This is a genomic window from Sphingopyxis sp. (assembly GCF_050725655.1).
Classification (GTDB): Bacteria; Pseudomonadota; Alphaproteobacteria; order Sphingomonadales; family Sphingomonadaceae; genus Sphingopyxis.
Genome location: NZ_JBOHHT010000064.1, coordinates 1 through 23,130 on the forward strand (window position 1 = coordinate 1; position 23,130 = coordinate 23,130).

Genomic DNA, 23,130 nt, shown 5'->3' on the forward strand with positions numbered 1-23,130 from the left:
TCATCAACTATATCCTCGACGCGAACGTCGACAAGGAAATCACCGAGACGATCCTCTACCCGACGCCGAACGCCGCGGCGAAGGTCCTCATGCCCGACAGCTACAAGAATAATCCCGTGATCTTCCCGCCCGCCGAGGTGCTGGCGAAATGCGAATATGCGCGCTTCAATCCCGAATTGCAGCCGCTGTACGAGGAAGCTTTCACACGAGTACGGGCGGCCTGAGGGCCTGAAGGGGACATCGGGGGGTGGCCGAGCAGGACTGGAAAACGAACAGAAGGGTCTTTGCAGCGGTTTCGCTGCCGACGCTGTTCTGGGTTATCGTCTTCTTCCTCGTCCCGATGGCGATCGTCTGGCTCTACAGTTTTGGTGAGAACAAGGGCCTCACCGAAATCGAATTTTCGGGCACGCTCGACAATTACAAGCGCGCCACCGAGTGGCTCTACGTCACGATTTTCGGCAAGAGCTTCGCGGTGGCGGCGCTCGTCACCCTGATCTGCCTGATCATCGGTTTCCCGGTCGCGATGGCGATCACCTTTGCCAGCGAGAAATGGCGGCCGTGGTTGCTGCTTGGCATCATGCTCCCCTTCTGGACCAACCTGCTGATCCGTACCTATGCGCTGATGATGCTGCTCGGCACGCAGGGGTTCGCGAACAAGGGGCTCGGGGCTTTGTGGGAGGGGACGAGCTGGATCAAGACGCTCGTCGGACTGCAGCCGCTCCCGACGTGGGAGCCGGTGCAGCTGCTCTTCAACAATTTCGCGGTCGTCTTCGGGCTCGTCTATGTCCACCTGCCCTTCATGGTCCTGCCGCTCTACGCCGCGCTCGACCGCCTCGACCGCAGCCTGATCGAGGCGAGCCTCGACCTTGGCGCCGGCCATTTCCGCACGATCATGCGCATCGTTGTGCCGCTCGCGGCGCCCGGCATCATCGCGGGTGTGATGATCACGCTGATCCCTGCGCTCGGCGCCTATCTCACGCCCGACCTGATGGGCGGGACCGACAGCCAGATGATCGCCAACGTCATCGAACGCCAGTTCAAGAAAGCGAATGACTGGCCCTTCGGCGCCGCTCTCTCCTTCCTGCTCATCTATGCGATGTTCGCGCTGATCGCGATCCAGTCGATGCGCAAAAAAGTGCCGGAGGTCCGCTGATGGCCCTCTTCGCGCACACCCCGGTCGCACCGCTCGAATATGGCCGCAAGCTCTGGATGCGCCTCTGGGTCGGTGCGGTGATGGTCTTCCTCTATGCGCCGCTCGTCGTGCTGATGATCTTCAGCTTCAACGACAGCAAGCGCAACGTCGTCTGGCGCGGCTTCACCACCAAATATTATGAAAAGGCGCTTGGCAACGACCAGCTTGTCGAGGCGCTGCTCAACTCGCTGACGATCGCGGCGCTGGCGACGATCGCGAGCCTTGTTCTCGGCGCCGTCGCCGCGGTGATGCTGTGGCGATTCCGCTTCCCGCTCAAAAGCGCGATCGACGGCACGATCTCGCTGCCGATCATCGTCCCCGAAATCTGCCTGGGCGTCGCATTCCTGATGTTCTTTGCGGCGATCGGCTGGCCGACCGACCTTGTCTGGCCGTTCAACCTCGGCGCGATCACCATCGCGCACATCACCTTTTGCTTCCCCTTCGTCACGATGGTCGTCCGCTCGCGCCTCGCGAGCTTCAACCGCGAGCAGGAGGAAGCGGCGAAGGATCTCGGAGCAAGCGAGTGGCAGGTGTTCCGCGACGTGCTGATCCCGCACATCAAACCCGCACTCGTCGCCGGCGCGCTGCTGTCGTTCACGCTCAGCCTCGACGATTTCGTCATCACCTATTTCACCAGCGGCCCCGACACGATCACCTTTCCGGTAAAGGTCTATTCGATGGTCCGTTTTTCGGTGACGCCCGAGGTCAACGCCGCCTCGACGCTGCTCATCATCCTGACCGTCGCCCTCACCTTCGTCGCGCTCAAGCTTCAGGGCGTAAAAGCCATTGCGGAAACCCACTGACCATGACCGACACCGCACGCCCGATCATCCAGATCCAGAACGTCTCGAAGCGCTTCGGCAAGGTGACTGCGGTCGACAATGTCACCCTCGACATCAATGCCGGCGAATTCTTCGTGCTGCTCGGCCCTTCGGGCTGTGGCAAGACGACGCTGCTGCGGATGATCGCGGGGTTCGAGTTGCCGACCGAGGGCAAGATATTGATCGACGGGCAGGATATGGCGGGCATTCCGCCGAATAAGCGCCCGGTCAACATGGTGTTCCAGAGCTATGCGGTGTTCCCGCACATGAGCGTCGCCGACAATGTCGCCTATGGCCTGAAGATTGCGGGCGTGAAGGGCGGCGAGGTCAAGGATCGCGTCGCCGAAGCGCTCGAACTGGTCAAGCTCGGCGGCTTCGAAACGCGGATGCCCGACCAGATGTCGGGTGGCCAGCGCCAGCGCGTCGCGCTCGCGCGCAGCCTGGTGATGCGTCCCAAGGTGCTGCTCCTCGACGAGCCGCTCTCGGCGCTCGATGCCAAGCTGCGCGCGCAGATGCAGTTCGAGCTGTCCGACCTGCAGGAAAAGGTCGGCATCACCTTTGTCACCGTCACCCACGATCAGGACGAGGCGCTGTCGATGGCGTGCCGTATCGGCGTGATCAACAAGGGCGAAGTCGCGCAGCTCGCGACGCCGTCCGACCTCTACGAATATCCCGCCAACCGCTTCGTCGCCGATTTCGTCGGGTCGGTGAACATCTTCGAGGGCAAGCTGACGCTCGACGATCCCGACAAGGCGGCGGTCGAATGTCCCGGGCTGGGCAAGGTGTATTTGAACCATGGTGTCACCGGCCCGCACGGCGCGGATGTGTGGATCGCGCTGCGCCCCGAGAAGATCTACCTCCACGTCCCCGGCGAAGGCAAGGCAGTCAAGGCCGCGGCGCAAGACGCCCCCGACGGCTATAATTTCGCGCGCGGCAAGATCAAAGGGATGAGTTATCTCGGCGACATCACCCTGTTCGAGATCGAGCTGGAATCGGGCGCATGCCTGCGCGTATCGCGCCCGAACCTGTCGCGCCGCGACCAGGAGGATTTCACCTGGGGCGACAAAGTCAGCATGCATTGGCGTGCCGACAGCCCGGTCGTGCTGCTGGGGTAAGTCGCCTCCAGCCCGAAAGCGCTTTCCTACATTATTGCGGTGTGCGAGCCTTTCTGTTGGCTCTTTCTTCCTGTTGCATACAACCCACCTTCGCCCGGCGCGAGCAGACAAGGCTAAAAGCGACAAAGGAGACATTTTCAACGCGCACGTGCGACTCTTTTGTCTCTTTAAGACCGGGCAAGAACATTCGTCACCCCGGACTTGATCCGGGGTCCACGACTTCCGCGCCGCAATGAATCCCGGATCAAGTCCGGGATGACGAGGTCAGTGGGCCTTCTTTCCCGGAATGAAGTGCAGCAGGCCGACGATCACGCCGCCGAGCAGCAGCCCGAATACACCCGCGCCACCAGCATTGATCAACCACTCCCAAACGCCCGCTCCCGGCAGGTTCCCTGCCACCGCATGCGCAAAATCGTGGAGGCCGTGCCCGAGATTGCCGATATGATATTCGTCGAGGCCATGAATGAAAATCTGCCCGCCGACCCACAGCATCGCCGCAGTGCCGATCACCGCAAGCGCCGCCAGCAGCTTCGGCATGAAGGAAACCAGCCCGCGCCCGATCGCTTTACGGGCGCTGTTGCCTTCCTTCGCCATATGCAGCCCGATGTCGTCCATCTTCACGATCAGCCCGACGACGCCATAGACCGCGATCGTGATCGCGACCGCCACCACCGCGAGCGTTGCGGCGCGCATCGCGAAATGTTCGTCGAGCACTTCGTTGAGTGCGATCACCATGATTTCGGCCGACAGGATGAAATCGGTGCGCACCGCGCCCTTCACCATCAATTCCTCATGGTCCTTGTCGGCGACGATCTCGGCGTCTTCGGCAAGGCTCGTCTTGTCCTCCTGCAGCGAGTGCAGCACCTTTTCGGCGCCCTCGAAGCACAGGTAGGCGCCGCCAATCATCAACAGCGGCGTGATCGCCCACGGCACGAAGGTCGAGAGCAGCAGCAGCGCCGGCAGGATCAGCACCAGCTTGTTGAAGATCGACCCCTTGGTGATCCGCCAGATGATCGGCAGCTCGCGGTCGGGGGTAAAGCCGGTGACGTAACGCGGCGTCACTGCGGTATCGTCGACCACCACCCCCGCGGCCTTGACCCCGGCCTTCGACGCCGCAGCGCCGATATCGTCGATGCTCGCCGCCGCGACCTTGGCGATGGTCGCAATATCGTCGAGCAGGGCAAAAAGGCCGGAGGGCATAGGGTGTTGGGCTTTCCTGTTTAGAGCGCGCGGAGTTTCGGCAGCACCTCATCGAGAGATTTGCGGATGATGGCAACCATCTCGTCGATCTGTTCGGTGGTGATGATCAGCGGCGGGCACATCACCAGGCTGTCGCGGATGCCGCGTACCATCAGGCCGTTCGCGATACATGCGTCGCGCGCCATCGGTCCTGCGGTTCCCTCGGCCCCGCCGAAACGCGCGCGCGTGGCCTTGTCGGCGACAATCTCGACCGCGCCGAGCAGGCCGATCGAGCGGGCTTCGCCAACGAGCGGATGATCGTTCAGTGTCGCGAGTGCCTTCGCGAGATGCGGGCCGGTGACACTGCCGGTGCGCTCGACGAGCCCTTCGCGCTCGATGATCTCGATATTCTTGAGCGCGACCGCCGCCGCGACCGGATGCCCCGAATAGGTGAACCCGTGGACGAAATCGCCGCCGGTCTTGAGCACCTCGACGACATGCGCCGCGACCGCGGTGGCAGAGATCGGCAGATAACCCGACGACAGCCCCTTCGCCATCGGCATCAGGTCGGGGGTGAAGCCCATCGTCTCATGCCCCCACATCTTGCCGGTGCGCCCGAACCCGCAGATGACTTCGTCAGCAACGACCAGCAGGCCATATTTGCGCGCGACCGCCTCGACCTTGGGCCAATAGCCCTTGGGCGGGATGATGACGCCGCCCGCGCCCTGCACGGGTTCACCAATGAAGGCGGCGCAATTTTCGGGGCCGACCTCGATGATTTTGTCCTCGATCGCCTGGACGCAGGCGTCGCAAAACTCCTCCTCGGTCATCCCCTGCCCTTCGTTATAGGCATAGGGCTGGCGCACATGCTCAACGCCGGGGATCGGCAAATCACCCTGCACATGCATCGCCTTCATGCCCCCAAGCGAGACGCCCGCGACAGTCGAGCCGTGATAGGCATTCCAGCGGCTGATGAAGACGGTGCGCTTAGGCTCGCCCTTCAGCTTCCAATAATGGCGCACCATGCGGAACACGGTGTCGTTCGCTTCGCTGCCCGACGCGTTGAAGAAGATATGCGGCAGGCGATTGTTCGTCAGGCTCGCGATCTTCGCCGCCAGCATCACCGTCGGCGGCGTCGCAGTCTTGAAGAAGGTGTTATAGAAGGGCAGTTCGCGCATCTGCGCCGCCGCCGCTTCGACCAATTCCTCGCGGCCATAGCCGACATTGACGCACCACAGGCCGGCCATCCCGTCGAGGATGCGGTGGCCGTCGCCGTCGTGGATATAGCAGCCTTCTGCATGGGTGATGATGCGGCTGCCGCCGAGCTTTTCGATTTCGGCCCAGTCGGCTTGTGCGGGCAAGTGATGCGCGACGTCGAGGCGGCGCAGTTCGGCGATGTCGTGATTGCGGGGCATATCAAATTCCTGATCGTTCGGAGCGGTCGAGGCCGCGGGATGATGGACGGGCGGTGACACCCGATCCATCGATCAGGGCGAGAAGCAGAGCCGCGCGAGATAGCGGTCATAGCGGGTGACGCGCCGGTTCATAATGCGCCTCGCAGCGCCTGTCCGAGGAGGCGGAAATAGGTCTGACTTTCCTCATTGCCGTCGGTCGCCCATTCGGGATGCCATTGCACCGCGAGCAACGGCGCTCCGTTCGGCCTTGCGCTGAACGCCTCGACCAACCCGTCGGGTGCCCGCGCCTCAACCGTCAGCCCCTCGGCGAGCCGTCCGACGCCTTGGTAATGGACCGAGTTCACATCGAGCGACGGAGCGCCATAGGCCGAAGCCAGCATTCCGCCTTCGACCAAATCCACATGGTGTCGATGATCGAACATGGAGTCGAACAACGTGCCGTCGGGCGTATGATGGCGCAGCAATTCGCCGTTCGTCGCGGTGTCGCGGCGCAGCGTCCCGCCGAGCGCGACATTGATGTCCTGAAACCCGCGGCAGATACCGAACAACGGTCTCTGCGCAGCGATCACCGCCCCGACCAGATCGCGCATCATGCGGTCGCGGTCGGGATCGAAGGGCCCCTCCCCCGCCTCGTCCTCGCCATAGCGCGCCGGCTCGACATTCGACGGCGATCCGGTGAGCAAAACACCGTCGAGCCGGCCGACGATTTCGTCGGCGCGCATATATTCGGGAAGCGATGGAATGAGCAGCGCCGCGCAGTCGGCGTGGCGCATCGCCGCGGTCGCATAGCGGTTCATCACCGCCTGCGCATATTCGGCGCCGACCTGCCGGTTACAGGCGATGATGCCAAGGACGGGGCGGGCGGACACGAGCGACGGAATCCTTCATAAGGTGAAGTTCCATAGCTGCCGATTTTCGCGGCCCGAAGCCAGCGGAATTTGCGGATTCAGGCGTATTGGCGCGCGAAGGCCGCTGCGGCACCGAACAGCCCGGGCTGCGGGTGGGTGATGAGTTTCACCGGAAGCGCCGACATAAAGCCTTCAAAGCGCCCCTTTTCGATAAAGCGTTCGGGAAAGCCCGAACGCACAAGGCTGTCGCGAATCCGAAGTCCCAGGCCGCCGGCGATGACGACGCCGCTCGCACCTTGTGCCAGCGCGAGGTCGCCCGCGACGCTGCCGAGCGACAGGCAGAAACGATCGACCGCCGCCGCGGCCAGGCTGTCACCGCCGCCGAGCGCATTGGTCCAGATCGCCTTGTCGTCGAGCCGCGGGATCGCGCGCCCTTCAAGTGCCGCCAGCGTTTCATAAATGTCGACGATCCCGGGTCCCGAAACGATCCGCTCGATCGACACACGCCGATGCCGCTTGCGCAGCCGCGCCAGGATCGCATCTTCGATACTGTCGAGCGGCGCGAAGTCGATATGCCCGCCTTCGGTAGCCTGCACACGATAGTTGGCGCCGTCGCGCCAGATATGCGCGACGCCAAGGCCGGTTCCGGGCCCGATTATGGTGATCGTGCCGGTCGCGGGCAGCGGTTCGTCGGGCCCGGTCAACCGCTCGAAATAACTCGCGTCAGCCTGTGCCACCGCATGACCGACAGCCTCGAAATCATTGACGAGCACATAGCGGTCGACGTTCATCTTCTCGTTGATCAGCGCGGGGCGGATGATCCAGGGATTGTTGGTAAAACGAATGATCTCGCCGCGCGTCGGTCCCGCGATGGCTATCGCAACCGCGCGCGGCAAAGCTTCGCCCCGCTGGCGTTCGAAATCCTGCCAAGCCGTCTGGAAACTCGCATGATCCTTGGTGTGCAGCGTCGTCGCCTCGCCGAGCGCCAGGACGCGCCCGCCTTCGATCTCGGCAATCGCAAAGCGCGCATGCGTGCCGCCGATGTCCACCGTGACGATCTGTTCGCTCATGGCTCTCCCTTGCCGGTCCACATTGGCCGGCCCAGTTCGTGGAATGTCGCATGGCCGGAGGCGATGCAACAGGGCATAGCTATTCGCGGGCCCTTGCGCTCTGTCGGAAACCGACGTATTTGCGAATCATTCGCAACAAAGAAGCAAGCGCATGTCCGACATCGAGACCGCCCCCACGCATGACTGGAACGGCGACAGCGGCAACCGTTGGGCCGCGAATCTGGCGCGACTGGATGTGATGCTCGAGGACTTCGGTAATGCCGCGATCGCGGCGGCCGATGCCCGGCCCGGCGAACGGATTCTCGATATCGGTTGCGGATCGGGCACCTCGACCTTTCCGCTTGCCGACCGGGTCGGACCCGGCGGCTACATCCTCGGCGTCGATATATCGGAGCAGCTCGTCGAGATCGCCCGCGCCGCCATACCCGCCGGCACGCCGGTCGAGTTCAGATGCGCCGATGCCGCGACTGCCCCGCTGCCCGCAGGAAATTTCGACCTTCTCTTCTCGCGCTTCGGCGTGATGTTCTTCGACGAGCCCGTTGCGGCATTCACGCATATGCGGCGGGCATTGAAGCCCGGCGGACGGCTGGCTTTCGTGTGCTGGCGCGGCGCGCAAGAGAATGACTGGGTGAGCCTGCCGATGGCGGCGATCCGCGACATCGTACAGCCGGCGCCTGCCGATCCAAATGCACCCGGGCCTTTCGCCTTTGGCGATCGGCAGAAGGTCGCGGATATTCTTTCGGCAGCGGGCTTTACCGCGATTGACGTCACGCCCTTCGACACGAGCATTTTTTATGGCCGCGGCGCGACGCGCGAACATGCGATCGACGATGCACTCGACATGGCGTTCCAAGTGGGCCCGCTATCGCGCGCGCTTGCCGACCAATCCGACGATATTCGCGCGAAATCGGCTGCAGCCGTCCGCGCGGCGTTCGCGAAACGCCCCGGAGAGAGGTCGGTGCAGATCGGCGGCGCCGCGTGGATTGTGACCGCACGGAATTAACCGCGCTCGGCGAGCTTTCGCGCGTGGCCCGATTGAGACGATTTTTTTTCCAAGGCTGCGCCGACACCGCTCCGTCTTGTGATTGTCGCCGGGAAGACATCCCGGCCCGATCTCAAGAGGAACCCGATGCGCAAAATCTTGCTGACCTCCACCTGCCTGGCCACCCTCCTTTCGACCACCGCCCATGCCGAAACGACAATCAGCACCGCCACCACGGCGCCGGTGCGGACGTCGACGATCAAATCGGGCGCCGCCGACGACATCAAGATCGTCGCAGCGGGCTCGATCAAGCCCACCGCCACCGGCCCAGCAGTCACCATCGACAGCAACCACAAGGTCGTCAACGAAGGCACGATAGAGTTCAGCAACGTCGACGGCGCCACGGGCATCCTCGCGAATGCCGGCACGTCGGGCGGGATCACGAACAGCGCGACCGGCAAGATCACCATCGGCGAAACCTATGCGCCGACCGACATCGACAACGACGGCGACCTCGAAGGCGCTTTCGCGCTCGGCAGCAACCGCGTTGGAATCGCAACGGCTGGCGCTTTCACCGGTAACATCGTCAACTCGGGCGCGATCGCGATCGAGGGCAACAATTCGGCGGGCATCCGCCTCGGCGGGCCGCTGACCGGCAATTTCACCAACGACGGCAGCGTCAGCGTCATCGGCGACCGCGCGCTTGGGGTCGGGTTGCAGGATGTGACGGGCAACGTCCGTCTCGCCGGGACGATCAGCGCGCAGGGTATGGATGCGATCGGCGCACGGGTTGCCGGCAACGTCACCGGCGCGCTCGTCGTCCAGGGTAGCCTCACCGCCACCGGCTACCGCTTCACGACGCCGCCTGCCGATCCCTCGAAGCTCGACGCCGACGACCTGCTGATCGGCGGCAATGCGCTGTCGATCGAAGGCAATGTCACCGGCGGCATCATTCTCGCCGTCGCGCCCAAGGACGCGAAGGCCGACGACAAGGATGAGGACAAGGACGGCATCGACGACGACAAGGAAGGAAACGCCGTCGTGCGCTCCTTCGGTTCGGCGGCTGCGATCCGCATCGGCTCGGCTGACCGTGCGGTCACGATCGGCCCGGTTGGCGGAACGGGCACCGGCCTCGGCCTCATCATCGATGGCGCGGTGCTCGGCAACGGCCTCTACGCCGGCAAGGACGGCAATGGCATGCAGATCGGCGGCCTTGGTGGTGCGGTGACCATCGCGGGCGGCATCGGCATCGGCGCGACCGGCAGCGTTACGGCGCTGTCGAAAGACACGGCGGCAACCGCAATCCGCATCGGCAGCGGTGCGACGACCCCTGAAATCCGCAACGCGGGCAAGATCGAAGCGACGACCGGCGGTAATGCCGCAGGTGCAGTCGCAACCGCCGTGCTGATCGAGGCCGGCGGCGACGTCCCGCTGATCCGCAACAGCGGTTCGATCACCGCCAAGACCGGCGGCGACACCGGCACGGCGCGCGGCATCGTCGATCTGTCAGGCAAGGTCAGCACGGTCGAGAACAGTGGCATAATCAGCGCCACCGGCGCTCTCGCGACCTCGGATCGCAATATCGCGATCGACCTGTCGGCGAACGCGACCGGCGCGACGGTCAAGCAGACTGCGGTCGCCGCGGGCATCGCCGCCCCCAGCATCGTCGGTGATGTCCGCTTCGGCGGCGGCAACGACGTGTTCGACATCGCCGACGGTTCGGTGAAGGGAAACAGCTTCTTCGGCGCCGGCAACAACAAACTCGCGCTGTCGGGTGACGCGACCTATGTTGGCAACGCCCGCTTCGGCACCGGCAACGATACGATGACGCTGGCGGGAACCTCGAAATTCACGGGTCTGGCCGACTTTGGCGGCGGTGCCGATACGCTGACGATCGGCGGCACCTCGATTTTCTCGGGCACGCTCGCCAATTCGCAGGGTCTGGCGGTTTCGGTCGCGGGCGGCACCTTCCACGTCGGCGGCGCCGCGACGATCTCGTCGCTCGCCATCACCGACAAGGGCACGCTCGGCGTGATGCTCGATACCGGCAACACGGGAACCAACCTTCAGGTCAGCGGCAACGCCAGCTTTGGCGCCGAATCAAAGCTCGCGCTGAAGCTGTCGAGCCTCGAAAAGGCCGAGGGTAAGCATATCGTCCTGACCGCCGGAACGCTTAACGGTGCGAGCAACCTGACCGCGTCGCAGACGTTGCTGCCCTTCCTCTACAAGGGCACGCTGACCTCGAATGCAACGCAGTTGATCGTCGACGTATCGCGCAAGAGCACGACCGAACTCGGGCTCAACCGCTCGGAATCTAGCGCGTTCGACGCGGTACTCGACGCAGTGGTCGCCGACCAGAAGATCGAGGATGTCTTCCTCGGCATCACCGACGGCGAGCAGTTCCACAATCAGCTCGGGCAGATGCTCCCCGAACATGAAGGCGGTGTCTTCGAAACCGTCACCTCGGGCTCGCGCGCGTTGTCGCGTTACCTCCAGGATCCCAACGCGCCATTCCAGGACGAGGGCAAATGGGGTTATTGGGTCAATCAGGCCGTCTGGGGCACGTCGAAGGGCGTTGGCAACACCGCCAGCTACGACGTCAGCGGCTGGGGCATCTCGGGCGGCGCCGAAATCAAGAGCAACCTTGGCAATTTCGGCGGCTCGATCGCCTATCTCAGCGGCAAGGACGGCAACGGCAGCAACGCCAACGAAGTCAGCACCAGCCAGTTCGAAGGCGCGCTGCACTGGCGCCTGCGTTCCGACGGGTTCATGGCGAATGCCCGCGTTTCGGGCGCGCCGATCAGCCTGAAAGGCACGCGTATCTTCCGCGCCGAAGCCGGCGCCGAGGACATCGAAAAAACGATGAAGGGCAAATGGGACGGCACTTTGTGGTCGGCGTCGGGTTCGGTCGCTTATGACACGCGCGTCGGTGGCCTGAGCTTCCGTCCGATGGTCGCGGTCGATTACTTCAAGCTGAAGGAAGACGGCTATCAGGAAACCGGCGGCGGCGACGCCCTCGACCTGACGGTGCTGAGCCGTGACAGCGACGAGCTTGCCGTGTCGGGCACCGTCGCCGTCGGCATCGATTTTGGCGGTGCCGACGAATATGACGGCTGGACGCGCTTCGAGCTCGAAGGCGGCCGCCGCCAGATCGTCAGCGGCACGCTCGGCACGACGACGGCGTCGTTCAAGAACGGCAAGCCGTTCACCCTTGTTCCTGATGATCGCACGAGCGGCTGGGTCGGCCGTTTCCGTGGCATCGCCGGCAATTCGGCCTTTCAGGTCGCCGGCGAAGTGTCCGCGGAAGAACAGCAAAGCCATATCGGCTGGGCTTTCCGTGCGAGCTTGCGGGTCGGCCTCTAGCCCCCCGGCCGGCCCCGCCCGCAAGGGGGAAGCGTTACCCCTACCCACGCTTCCCCCTTGCCTAGGCAGAAATGAATGAACGAACCGATGCTTGCACTCGCCACCGCCCCTCCCGTTCCGCCGCAGTTGCGCGGCTCGGCAATGGCGCTATACGACGGCGTCATCAGGGGGACGTATGGCGCACATCGGGGCAGCGCCCACCGGCAACAGATGGCGTTCCAAAGCAAACAATCCATGACCGAGTCGCGTGATCGAACCGACGCCGCCCAAGGCATCGAAGGCGTATTGCTCGCCAACCGGGACCGTATCGTCCGCTTTCTGGAAGTGCGCGGCGCGGGCGACGGCGCCGAGGATCTGTTCCAGGATTTATGGATGCGGCTGACCGACCGGAAAACCGGCCCCGTCGCTGACCCCCTGCCCTATATCATGCGCGCCGCGAACAATCTGATGCTCGACCGCTATCGGTCGGCGCGCCAGAGCGATCTGCGCGACAAGGCATGGGGCGAAGCCTCCGCGACGCAAAGCCCCTCGACAGAGGCGTCGCTGATCTCGCGCGAACAGCTGGCGCTTGTCGAGACGGCAATCGCCGCGACCGGCGAACGGCCGGCCCGCATCTTCCGCCGGTTCCGCGTCGACGGCCAGAACCAACGCGATATAGCCAGCGAAATGGGGGTCAGCCTGAGTACCGTCGAAGCCGATCTGCGCAAGGTCTATGCGGCGCTCGCCGTAATCCGGAGGCAGTTCGATGCAAGCTGACATGGCGAACGCCGAAGCGCGCGCGATCGACTGGCTGATCCGCCAGCGCGACCCCGCTTTCGACGACTGGGACGGCTTTGCCGACTGGCTTGCCGAGGATCCGGGGCATAATGCGATCTACGATGCGGTTGCGAGCCTCGACAGCGATCTCGACGCCCTGCCCGCGGCACCCAAGCCGTCGGTCGTGATTGTGCCCGACGCACCGCGCCGTCCTTCGCGGAGAGCCTGGTTCGGCGGTGCAATGGCGGCCGCGCTGGTCGGCGCGATCAGCTTGTCGAACCTTGGCCTGTTCGGGAATGAAAACCGGATCGAAACGGTGGCCGGCGAACATCGCACCGTAGAGCTGGCCGACGGATCGAAGATCGAGATCAACGGTGCATCGGTGATCGAGATCGACAAGGACCGCCCGCGCTTTGCCCGGCTGGAATCGGGTGAAGCGATGTTCCATGTCGTGCACCGCGACGACGATCCCTTTGTCGTCGAGACGGGCGATGCTGAAATCGTCGACCTTGGCACCGCCTTCAACGTCGTGCGCCGCGATCGTCAGACCTCGGTCGCGGTGTCCGAGGGCATCGTCCTCTACAACCCCGATCGCGACAAGGTCCGCCTCGTCGCGGGCAAGGGCATCGAAGCGCGTGACGGCGATCGCCAGCCTCCCGTGGTCCAGGATGTCGACGTTGCCAGCATCGGCGGCTGGCGCAGCGGCCTGCTCGTCTATAATGGCACGCCGCTCGCGGTTGTTGCCGAGGACTTGAAGCGCACCGCCGGGATGCAGGTGAGCATCGCGCCCGAGGCACGCGACCTGTCGTTCCGCGGCGCATTGATCATCGACAAGAACCGGAACCGCACGATCGCCGATCTTGCCGCGCTGTCAGGAACCAAGGCCCAGCGCCAGGGCGATGGCTGGATATTGACCCGCTGACCATGCACCCGCGCCTTTCCCTTGCCACAGCAGCGATAGCGCTGTGCCTGCCTGCGCAGGCGCTGGCGGCGGAAGAACGCGTGTTCGATGTGCCCAAAGGCAACCTGTCGACCGTGCTGCCCGCCATCAGTCGTCAGGCGGGCGTCAGCATCAGCGTTGTCGATGCGAAACTATGGCAAGCCCGCGTCAAGCCGGTGCGCGGGCGGATGAGCGTCGACGAGGCGATCCGGCGTCTGCTTGCCGGCTCCGACGCACGCGCCGTCAGGGTCAGTGCGACAAGCTGGCGCATCGAACGGCGCCCGGCGCCCGTCCGCGTCGCGAGGCCGGCACCGGCGCCGCGGCAGATACCACAACCCCGCGCGCGCGAACCCTCGCAAGATACGGTCGCCGCATCGCACGACGAAATCATCGTCACCGCGTCGAAGACCGACCTTCCCCTTACGCACTTCGCCGGCGTCGTCACCAAATTGGATGGCGGCGATTTGGCGTTTGGCGGCGAACGCGGAATGGATTCGATCCTGTCGCGAACCGCGACCGTTTCCTCGACCCATCTAGGTTCGGGGCGGAACAAGCTGTTCATTCGCGGTATCGCCGATTCCAGCTTCACCGGGCCGACGCAGTCGACCGTCGGCCAGTATCTCGGCGACATCCGGCTCAGCTATAACGCGCCCGATCCGGATCTCCGCCTCTACGACATCGACAATGTCGAGATTCTCGAAGGGCCGCAGGGCACGCTCTATGGCGCCGGATCACTCGGCGGGATCATCCGCGTCGTGCCGAAAGCGCCCGATCCACGCGAAATGACGGTGCAGGCGATTGCCGGCCTGTCGATTACCCAGCATGGGGATCCCGGCGGTGACATCGCTGCGATCGCCAACATCCCCGTCAGCGACAACGGGCACGCTTTGCGCCTGGTTGGCTATATGCTCACCGACGGCGGCTATATCGACAATCCGCTGCGCGGGCAGAACGACGTCAACCGCGTTCATGTCCGCGGCGGGCGCGGCACCTTCCGGTTCGAGGCGGGCGACGACTGGACGATCGATCTGGGCGGCGTCTATCAGGCGATCACCTCCGACGACGCCCAATATGCAGACAAGAATGGCGCGCCGCTCACGCGCAACTCGATGGTCGAACAGAATGCGACCGCCCGCTACGGCATGGGCACGATCGTCGTGATGAAGGATTGGGACGACCTGCATTTCCAGTCGTCCAACGCCTATATCGACCACCGCCTGTTCGAACGCTTCGACGCCAGCCTGCCAGAAGCGCGGCAAGGGACTGATATGTCCAACGGGGGTGTACCCGCCCCTCCTTCGGTTGGAACCGTCGACGTCGAACGCCTCTTCGCGCCGATCCAGGTCTTTCCGCTGAACGATGTTCCGCGCGTGCTCGACCAGCACAATGCGACGCGCATGTTCGTCAGCGAAAACCGCCTGTCGCGCCCGTATCGCGACGGCTTGGGCTGGGTGGTCGGCGCGAGCTTCATCGACAATCGCGCACGGCAGGACCGCGAATATGGCTATGGCCCGCTTCGCGCGGTCCTGCCCGGCGTAACCAACAAGATCTCCGAATTCACCGGCTATGCCGAAGCGACGGTCGAAGTGATGCCCGATCTGATCGCATCGGGCGGCGTCCGCCTGTCACATGCGAAGCTCGGCGGCGCGGCCGAAGGCGTGTCCTTTGCCTTGGCGCAGGCAAACCGTGCGACGACCGCATCGCGCAAAGAAACCGACCTGCTGCCGTCCTTCTCGCTGCTTGCGACGCCGCTCCACAATGTCCGGCTCTATGCGCGCTATCAGGAAGGTTTTCGCCCCGGCGGGCTCGCGGTCGACGGCAATTTCGTACGACGCTTCCTCAACGACCAGGTCCACACATGGGAAGCTGGCATGCGTTTCGGCGACAAGGGCCAGAGCCTGCTCGACGCCAGCATTTCGATTTCGCACAGCCGCTGGCGCAACATCCAGGCCGATTTCATCGATAGTACCGGCTTCCCCACGACCGCCAATATCGGGGACGGCCGGATCACCAGCCTGTCGGGGGCGGTCGCCATGCGGCCAACCGCCGCGCTGACTTTCGAACTCGGCGCGGTTTACAACCACAGCCGTGTCGACGATCTCGCGCCACAGATCCTGCCGGTGTTCGACGCCGCACCGGGCCGCCTCGGCCGTATTCCCAATGTCGCGAGCCATGCGGTTCGCGGGTCGGTCAACTATGCGACCGTGGTCGGTGACGAGGATTTCCGCGTGAACGGCTGGGCCAATTATATCGGGCCGTCGCGGCTGGGTATCGGGCCGGTGCTCGGCGAAAGCCAGGGCGACTATGTCGACACGGGTGTCGCGATGCGCGTCGGCAATGCACGCCGCGGCCTGTCGCTGACGCTCACCAATCTCTTCGACTCGCGCGGCAATCGCTTTTCGCTCGGAACGCCTTTCCTCGAGGGCAATGAGGGCTTCCTCACGCCGCTCCGCCCGCGCACGCTCCGGATCGCCGTCGACGTCGCCTATTAGGGAAGCCCCTCCCCTTTAGGGGAGGGGTTGGGGTGGGGGCTGTCGAGATCGAGCGACGCCGCTGCGCCCCACCCGCTGCGACTAAGCCAGCAAGCTGGCAAGTCTCGCAGCCCTCCCCCGAGGGAGAGGGCTAAAACGGTTCAATCGGCCAGCGTAATCCGCTCATAGCGGTCCATATGATAATCATGGCTGCCGAACTGGCCTTCGATCATCGTCGCGCGCTTGAAATAATGGCCGATCGCCAGTTCCTGCGTGATGCCGATACCGCCATGCGTCTGGATCGCATTCTGCCCGACGAAGTTCGCGCCGCGCGCGACCTTCGCCTTGGCTGCCGAGACCGCCGCCATACGCTCGTTCGCGGGCAGGCCGAGCTTCAGCGTCCCCATGATCGTCATCGAGCGCGCCTGTTCGACTTCCATGAACATGTCGACCATCCGGTGCTGGAGCACCTGGAATTTCGCGATCGGAACGCCGAACTGCTTGCGCTGCTGGGTATATTCGAGCGTGCCCTCGTGCAGCTTCTGCATCACGCCGGTCGCCTCGGCGCACACCGCAACGGTCGCCTCGTCGACGATCTGTTCGATCAGCGGCAGGCCGGAGCCTTCGCTGCCGAGCAGCGCATCGCCCGGGATCGCGACATTCTCGAAATAGATCTCCGATGCGCGGCTGCCGTCGACAGTCGGATAGTCGCGGCGGACGATGCCCGGCAGGTTCGCGTCTATCAGAAACAGCGACACGCCATCGCGGTCGCGGGGACTGCCGCCCGTGCGCGCGGTGACGAGCAGATGCGTCGCCCATGGCGCAGCATAGACGACTGATTTATGCCCGCTCAGTACATAGCCCGCGCCATCCTTCTTCGCGGTGGTGCGGAGGTTCGCCAGGTCGTATCGGCCCTGCGGCTCGGCATAGGCAAAGGCGATGATTGCATTGCCGGCGATGATTTCGGGGATCATCGCATCGGCCTGCGCGCCGCCGACAGCCTTAAGCGCGCCGCCCGCGATGACGACGGTCGGAAGATAGGGTTCGATCCCGATGACCTTCCCCAGTTCCTCCATCACGATCGCATTTTCGAGCGCGCCGCCGCCGAGGCCACCATGCTCTTCGGCGAAAGGCGCACCGAGCATGCCGAGTTCCTGCGCGAGTGCAGTCCAGATCGCCGGATCGCGACCCGTTTCGCTGCCTGCGAACTTCTGGCGCGTTTCGAAATCATAAGTGTCGCCGAGGAAACGGGCGAGCGTGTCGCGGATCATGTCCTGCGTTTCGGTGTAGGTGAAATCCATTCTTCTTTTCCCTAATTGCACCGTCACTCCGGCGAAAGCCGGGGTCTCAAGGCCCTAGGCCGAGCTTCCAGCCTGCGCCGGAATGACGTGGATTATCTGATCAAAGCCCCAAAACCATCTTCGCGATGATGTTGCGCTGAATCTCGTTCGACCCGCCATAGATCGTTGTCTTGCGCATGTTGAAATAGGTCGGCGCGGCGCGATGGGCGTAATCGGGCCCGATCGGATGCTCGTTGTCGCCTTCTCCGAAGCCGCGGAAATAGGGGGCGCCATAATGGCCGACCGCTTCCAATGTCAGTTCGGTCAACCGCTGCTGGATTTCGCTGCCCTTGATCTTGAGCAGGCTCGATTCGGGCCCCGGGCCGCGGTTTGCGTTGGGGCCGGCGAGGCTGCGCAGTTCGGTGAATTCCAGCGCCGCCAGATCGACTTCCAGTTCGGCGACCTTGCGCTTGAAGAAGGCGTTGGCGAGCAGCGGCTTGTCGCCGTCGAGTTCGGTGCGGGCGATCGCCTTCACCTTTTCGATCCCGCGCTTCGATGCCGCGACACCCGCGATGCCGGTGCGTTCGTGCGCGAGCAGGAACTTGGCGCAGGTCCAGCCCTTATTCTCTTCATAGACGCGCTGCGATTGTGGGACGCGGACGTCCTCCAGCCACACTTCGTTGACCTCATGCTCGCCGCCAAGCGTGATGATCGGGCGTACTGTGATGCCTGGCGACTTCATGTCGATGAGAAGGAAGCTGATGCCTTCCTGCTGCTTCGCTTCCTTGTCGGTGCGGACGAGGAAGAAGCCCCAGTCGGCATGCTGCGCCAGCGTCGTCCAGGTCTTCTGTCCGTTGACGATATAATCGTCGCCATCGGGGACAGCCGTCGTGCGAAGCGAAGCAAGGTCCGAGCCCGAACCCGGTTCCGAATAGCCCTGGCACCACCAATCCTCGCCCGACAGGATACGCGGCAGGAAATGGGCTTTCTGCTCCGGCGTGCCGAAGGTGTAAATGACGGGGCCGACCATTGCGAGGCCGAACGGCATCAGGCGAATGCAATCGGCGCGCGCAGTCTCTTCCGACCAGATGAAGCGCTGCGTGGGCGTCCAGCCGGTGCCGCCATATTCGACCGGCCATGCTGGGGCGATCCAGCCCTTCTTGAACAGGATTTTGTGCCAGGCGAGGAAATCCTCCTTGGACATTTCTTCACCTTCGTCCTGCTTGTCGCGCAGATCGGCGGGGTAATTTTCGGCGATGAACTGGCGAACTTCCTGTTGGAAGGCCAGATCTTCGGGGCTGAATTCCATGTCCATCACGAATCTCCCATTGGGCAATGGCGCCCTTATACTGGGCGCTCACCTTTACGTAAACGGCAAGTTGCCACTTGCAACTTTCTTGTCTCGATGATTGCGCCCAACATTCCGGCTTGTCCAGCACGCGCAGCTGCCCTCCGGCAGCACGGCTATCGAACGTGGGAGCTGGTTTTAGACGGGTGGGCGCGTGACGAGCACCACCGCGCCGTCGCTGGCATAGGGCCCGCGAACCTCGGCTATGGTCAGGGCCACGTCGACGACCGAACCGTCGCGCGTCACCATCTGCGACACGATGCGTGCCGGGGCGCCCGACCGAAAGACCGATTCGAGCGCTTCGACGAACGCCGAACGCCGCCCGACCGCGAGCAGCGCCGAAAAGCGGACACGCCGGATCGCCGCAGCATCCACCCCGAGCAGGTCAATCAACATTGCGTTCGCCGCTTCGACCGTTTCGCGCACCGAGATGCGGGCGTGGCCGATGCCGCCATCGATCTCGACGGCGTCGAGCATCGCCTGCCGCATATCGCCGGCGGCAATACCCTCCATCGCCTCGCTGACATCGCGCAGGACAATCGCGCCGCCGACCGGCAGGGGGACAAGGTCGACATGCAGCCATTGGCGCGGGCGGAGCATGCCGGGGACATCGCCCGAAAACCGCTCGCGGTGGTCGAGCAGCCGGTTGATATGATGGAAAATCAGACTGTCCCGAATTCCCGGCACCACGGCCATCAACTCCGCCCCGACCAGACCGGCGGCCGGGATCTCCAGCATATCCGACGCCGCGGGGTTGAGCGCGGCGACACGCCGTTGCCGGTCGACCAGGATCACGCCGTCGCGGACCGATTCCACCAGGCCGGCAAGCGAGGATTGCAATATGTCGGACGCCGCCGCGATCTCCCTCGCTACATCGCGGTCAAGACGGCGATAGTCGTCGAGCGAAATCAGCACATGCGCATCCTTGCCGTGATGCGTCACGACCACGGGCTTGCGCGCCGACTGTAGCCGCCAATTGGCAAAGCCGCGGATAAACTCCGCCGCCGATACGCGCTGTGGTTCCTGTGCCGTTGCCACCATATCCCCCTGAAAACCGGTCGATCCCCTGTTCCCTATAACCCGGCGCCTGCCTGCTTTCGGTCTGGAAGGGAGCAATCGACGGGCAGTCATGTCCGGAACGGTGCCATTGCGCCGGAGATCAGACCAACCGCGCTTTCCCGCAACGCAGCGCGTTGACCCGTGTATCGGCTTGCCCGACATGCACCCCGAGCAGGCCGGTGAGGTCCGACAGCACGGTGTCCAGCACGGGCGCGGCAAGCGCTACCGTCTCGCCGACCACCGTCGTCAGCGCCTTCAGGTTCAGCACGAGCCCGAGGACGTTGACGTCGAGCTCCATCCGGTCCGAAAGCGATTTCGCGGCGCCCGCGACGAGGCCCGTGCTCGACACGGTCTTTACCTTGCCGTCATCGATCTCGGCGCGCGAAAATGCGACCGCCTTTTCATTGAGGTCCGACAGGATGAGTTCGGCCTCCGCATCAACGCTGACGAGCGGCAATTTGACGACGCGCGCCGGCTTGGGATCCAGCGGGCGCTTCATGTCCTGAAAATCGCTATCGGGAACCGTTCCGATCGCTACCATCGCGGGGGAGGTCACGACGCCGAGCGACACCGCGGCCGTGCTGTTGGCGCGACAATCGATGTCGGTGATCCGCGCCGACGCCGAACCGAGTTCGGCGAGCACGGGGACATGGACGCTGGCGAGCGGCGTTGCGACGCGCGTGTCGATTTTCAGCCGCACCTGTGCGGTGCGGACGATGACATCATTGGTGTCGGTCACCGCGATCAATGGCGAGCCCACCGGCGGCTCGCCGATCATCAGCGCGATATTGACCCCCGATCCGCCGGGCAGGTTACCCGCCAGCGACAGGTCGACCTGCCGGTTCGCATTACCGAGCAACAGCATCGCGCGCAGCAGGCTGAGCGCATTGACCTTGACGGGATTGGCGGCATCGACCCGGATGCTCGACGACCGCGGACCCAGGTCGATCGCACGCGACGGCAGCAGGGCACGCGGCAGCGCGCGATCCGCGATATGCTCGAGCGCGGTCGCCGCCTGCCCGTTCGACGCACTGGCGAGCGCCGCCACGACCTGCGGCAACGTCGCCTGCGCGTCGAGCGTCTGGCCAAAGGTCAGCACGTCGGCGTCGAGTTCGGTGCGCAGCGCATCGGAGAAAGCGAGCAGATCGATATCGGTGCTCGCGAGCGCATTATAGTCCATCACCGACAGGTTGACCTGGCTGCCCGTCAGGCCCGACAGCAGCGCATTGGGAAGGCCGCCGTTCAGCGCCGCGACGCGCGATCCGAGCGAAAACGCTGCATAGCCGCGCCGTGCACCGGTGGCGGTCGCGCGAATGATGCTGTCCTGCCGGCCCGTCAGAAAACTGCCGAAGAACAGCGGACGATCGCGGGTCAGCGTGATGCGCACGGCGTTCGGCGACGCGCCGCCGCCGGCAAAGCGTTGCTCGGCCTGGATGGCGGGATCGGCGGTATAAGCCCCCGGCGTGAGCGCCGCGATGCGGATGCCGCAATCGCAATTGGCTGCGATGATCCGCTCCGCCGCCGCGCGCTCCTCGCCGGGTCGCCCCGCCGCCGCCATCGCCGCGGCGTCGGCGATACCCTGCAGTTTGCGGCGGTCGAGATAGAGCGAGCCGAGATCGACCGCGAATGCCGCCGACCCGATCAGCATCGTCATGCCGAACGCCGTCGTGATGCTGATGCTGGCGCCGCGATGGCGGACAAGACGGCGAAGAAGGGACAGGATCCTCATGTTCAATCCACCGGCAATTCGAAGGTCGCGCGGGCGCGGATGACGTTGCCCGGCGACGGAACGAAGCTTGAGCGCAGGAAGCTGTCCTGTGGCGCGGTGAAGGTCACCGCGACGGTGATCGCCTCGGCCGTTTCGGACACGGCAACGCTGTGCGTGCCATCGACCGCCTGCAGGCTGCGGCCGACGGCGCGCGACGCGACCGCGCTGCGATCGGCCGCGTCGAGACCGATGATCGCCGCGCGGGCACCATCGTTAGCCGCCTGCTGCACGCTGTGCGCGAGCATGAAATACTGGCCATAGACCAATACCCCCATCAGCAACGCGAGGAGCAGCGGCAGCACCAGCGCCATCTCGACGATGGCGGCGCCGCGCTCCCCGCGCGCCAGGGTAAGACCTGTCAGGGCAATTTTGCGGACGCGCCGCGAAAGTCGGATGAAGCCTGTCATGCCGGTAGAATGGCCGCCCGCAAATGAAAGCGGCGTCGAGAGAGCCCGACGCCGCTTTTGTGTATTTTGCAGGATTTGGCGGCGCCTGAACCGTGCTGATTTGGTGCCGCGCTGCCTATTGTTGAAGAACCGCTAATTTCGGCGCGGCGACTTCTAACGGATAATGCGAATTATTCGGCGTCCTCCAACTTGTCCTGCGTGCGCAATTCGAAGTCCGACGCGTCGTGCCGCTCACGCAGCTGGCTCGCCGGATCGCCCGTCACGCGGTTGACCATCCGCCCGCGCTTGACCGGAGGGCGCGCCGCGATCTGGTCGGTCCAGCGCTGGACATTCTTATAGTCATCGACCTGCAGGAACTCGCCGGCGTCATAAACGAGGCCCTTGGCGAGCGCGCCATACCAGGGCCAAATCGCCATGTCGGCAATCGTGTAGTCGGCACCGGCGATATATTCGCTTTCCGCGAGGCGGCGATCGAGCACGTCCATCTGGCGCTTCACCTCCATCGCATAGCGGTTGATCGGATATTCCTGCTTCGTCGGTGCATAGGCATAGAAATGGCCGAAGCCGCCGCCGAGGAAGGGCGCGCTACCCATCTGCCACATCAGCCACGACAGCGCCTCGGCACGCTTCGCGGTTTCGGTCGGCAGGAAGGCGCCGAATTTCTCGGCGAGATGGATCAGGATCGCGCCCGATTCGAAGATACGGATCGGTTCGGCGCCGCTGCGGTCGACGAGCACGGGGATCTTGCTGTTCGGATTGGCTGCGACATAGCCGCTAGAAAACTGGTCGCCTTCGCCGATATTGATGAGCCAGGCGTCATATTCGGCGCCGCTATGTCCCGCCGCGAGCAGCTCTTCGAGCATCACCGTGACCTTCACGCCGTTGGGCGTGCCGAGCGAATAGAGCTGCAAGGGGTGCTTGCCGATCGGCAGTTCCTTGTCGTGCGTCGGACCGGCAACCGGCCGGTTGATATTGGCGAAACGTCCGCCGCTTTCCTTGTCCCAGGTCCAGATTTTGGGCGGCACATATTCGCTATGATCGGTCATGGAGAACTCCTGGGCTGATTTTTATACTGACCGGTAACTTAAGTAGCGATTGCCGTTTGTCCACCCTCCC

The 23,130-nt window shown here is 64.1% G+C and carries 18 protein-coding genes and 1 pseudogene; 9 read left to right on the top strand and 10 right to left on the bottom strand.

Going from position 1 to position 23,130, the window contains the following annotated elements; translation table 11 throughout:
* From ACREBX_RS08945 to ACREBX_RS08960, 4 genes and pseudogenes are all read left to right on the top strand, one after another.
* A pseudogene (locus ACREBX_RS08945) lies at positions 1 to 224 on the top strand (spermidine/putrescine ABC transporter substrate-binding protein); the annotation flags it as partial.
* A 23-nt stretch (positions 225 to 247) separates the two neighbouring features.
* Positions 248 to 1,153 carry an ABC transporter permease gene (locus tag ACREBX_RS08950; RefSeq protein WP_431561394.1) on the top strand — a complete coding sequence of 302 codons (906 nt, stop codon included), beginning with the start codon at positions 248 to 250 and terminating at the stop codon, positions 1,151 to 1,153.
* Positions 1,153 to 1,995: an ABC transporter permease gene (locus ACREBX_RS08955; protein ID WP_431561395.1), complete on the top strand. Its 843-nt coding sequence runs from the start codon at positions 1,153 to 1,155 to the stop codon at positions 1,993 to 1,995. The genes ACREBX_RS08950 and ACREBX_RS08955 overlap by 1 nt, the downstream gene beginning before the upstream one ends.
* A gap of 2 nt (positions 1,996 to 1,997) precedes the next feature.
* Positions 1,998 to 3,128 (top strand): ABC transporter ATP-binding protein, encoded by a 1,131-nt coding sequence (locus ACREBX_RS08960; RefSeq protein WP_431561396.1) that lies wholly within the window; start codon positions 1,998 to 2,000, stop codon positions 3,126 to 3,128.
* Between the two features lie 264 nt (positions 3,129 to 3,392).
* Here ACREBX_RS08960 and ACREBX_RS08965 read toward each other — a convergent pair whose 3' ends face one another.
* From ACREBX_RS08965 to ACREBX_RS08980, 4 genes are all read right to left on the bottom strand, one after another.
* Positions 3,393 to 4,328: a DUF808 domain-containing protein gene (locus ACREBX_RS08965; RefSeq protein WP_431561397.1), complete on the bottom strand. Its 936-nt coding sequence runs from the start codon at positions 4,326 to 4,328 to the stop codon at positions 3,393 to 3,395.
* A 20-nt stretch (positions 4,329 to 4,348) separates the two neighbouring features.
* Positions 4,349 to 5,722: an aspartate aminotransferase family protein gene (locus ACREBX_RS08970; protein ID WP_431561398.1), complete on the bottom strand. Its 1,374-nt coding sequence runs from the start codon at positions 5,720 to 5,722 to the stop codon at positions 4,349 to 4,351.
* A gap of 128 nt (positions 5,723 to 5,850) precedes the next feature.
* Positions 5,851 to 6,591, bottom strand: a complete 741-nt coding sequence (locus ACREBX_RS08975; RefSeq protein WP_431561399.1) for a gamma-glutamyl-gamma-aminobutyrate hydrolase family protein — start codon at positions 6,589 to 6,591, stop codon at positions 5,851 to 5,853.
* Positions 6,592 to 6,668: 77 nt separating this feature from the next.
* A complete protein-coding gene (locus tag ACREBX_RS08980; protein ID WP_431561400.1) occupies positions 6,669 to 7,640 on the bottom strand; it encodes a glucokinase in 972 nt (323 codons plus the stop codon).
* Between the two features lie 151 nt (positions 7,641 to 7,791).
* On the opposite strand from ACREBX_RS08980, the gene ACREBX_RS08985 reads away from it, so the two are divergent.
* The 5 genes from ACREBX_RS08985 to ACREBX_RS09005 all read left to right on the top strand — a co-directional run bounded on the left by ACREBX_RS08985 (position 7,792) and on the right by ACREBX_RS09005 (position 16,173).
* Positions 7,792 to 8,643, top strand: a complete 852-nt coding sequence (locus tag ACREBX_RS08985) for a class I SAM-dependent methyltransferase (protein ID WP_431561401.1) — start codon at positions 7,792 to 7,794, stop codon at positions 8,641 to 8,643.
* Between the two features lie 126 nt (positions 8,644 to 8,769).
* On the top strand, positions 8,770 to 11,985 hold the full coding sequence (locus tag ACREBX_RS08990; protein ID WP_431561402.1) for an autotransporter domain-containing protein: 3,216 nt from the start codon (positions 8,770 to 8,772) through the stop codon (positions 11,983 to 11,985).
* 234 nt (positions 11,986 to 12,219) lie between these two features.
* The gene (locus ACREBX_RS08995; protein ID WP_431561403.1) at positions 12,220 to 12,741 is read left to right on the top strand and encodes an RNA polymerase sigma factor; all 522 of its coding nucleotides are present in this window, start codon (positions 12,220 to 12,222) and stop codon (positions 12,739 to 12,741) included.
* Positions 12,731 to 13,663: a FecR family protein gene (locus tag ACREBX_RS09000; protein ID WP_431561404.1), complete on the top strand. Its 933-nt coding sequence runs from the start codon at positions 12,731 to 12,733 to the stop codon at positions 13,661 to 13,663. The genes ACREBX_RS08995 and ACREBX_RS09000 overlap by 11 nt, the downstream gene beginning before the upstream one ends.
* A gap of 2 nt (positions 13,664 to 13,665) precedes the next feature.
* Positions 13,666 to 16,173, top strand: coding sequence for a TonB-dependent receptor domain-containing protein (locus ACREBX_RS09005; RefSeq protein ID WP_431561405.1), 2,508 nt, complete (start codon positions 13,666 to 13,668; stop codon positions 16,171 to 16,173).
* A 140-nt stretch (positions 16,174 to 16,313) separates the two neighbouring features.
* Here ACREBX_RS09005 and ACREBX_RS09010 read toward each other — a convergent pair whose 3' ends face one another.
* The 6 genes from ACREBX_RS09010 to yghU all read right to left on the bottom strand — a co-directional run bounded on the left by ACREBX_RS09010 (position 16,314) and on the right by yghU (position 23,060).
* A complete protein-coding gene (locus ACREBX_RS09010) occupies positions 16,314 to 17,453 on the bottom strand; it encodes an acyl-CoA dehydrogenase family protein (RefSeq protein ID WP_431561406.1) in 1,140 nt (379 codons plus the stop codon).
* Between the two features lie 100 nt (positions 17,454 to 17,553).
* The gene (locus ACREBX_RS09015; protein ID WP_431561407.1) at positions 17,554 to 18,747 is read right to left on the bottom strand and encodes an acyl-CoA dehydrogenase family protein; all 1,194 of its coding nucleotides are present in this window, start codon (positions 18,745 to 18,747) and stop codon (positions 17,554 to 17,556) included.
* 171 nt (positions 18,748 to 18,918) lie between these two features.
* Positions 18,919 to 19,821 (bottom strand): PAS domain-containing protein, encoded by a 903-nt coding sequence (locus ACREBX_RS09020; protein WP_431561408.1) that lies wholly within the window; start codon positions 19,819 to 19,821, stop codon positions 18,919 to 18,921.
* A 118-nt stretch (positions 19,822 to 19,939) separates the two neighbouring features.
* The gene (locus ACREBX_RS09025) at positions 19,940 to 21,568 is read right to left on the bottom strand and encodes a TadG family pilus assembly protein (RefSeq protein WP_431561409.1); all 1,629 of its coding nucleotides are present in this window, start codon (positions 21,566 to 21,568) and stop codon (positions 19,940 to 19,942) included.
* Positions 21,569 to 21,570: 2 nt separating this feature from the next.
* The gene (locus tag ACREBX_RS09030; RefSeq protein ID WP_431561410.1) at positions 21,571 to 22,014 is read right to left on the bottom strand and encodes a TadE/TadG family type IV pilus assembly protein; all 444 of its coding nucleotides are present in this window, start codon (positions 22,012 to 22,014) and stop codon (positions 21,571 to 21,573) included.
* A 170-nt stretch (positions 22,015 to 22,184) separates the two neighbouring features.
* Positions 22,185 to 23,060 carry a glutathione-dependent disulfide-bond oxidoreductase gene (yghU, locus tag ACREBX_RS09035; protein WP_431561411.1) on the bottom strand — a complete coding sequence of 292 codons (876 nt, stop codon included), beginning with the start codon at positions 23,058 to 23,060 and terminating at the stop codon, positions 22,185 to 22,187.
* Between the last annotated feature and the right edge of the window lie 70 nt (positions 23,061 to 23,130).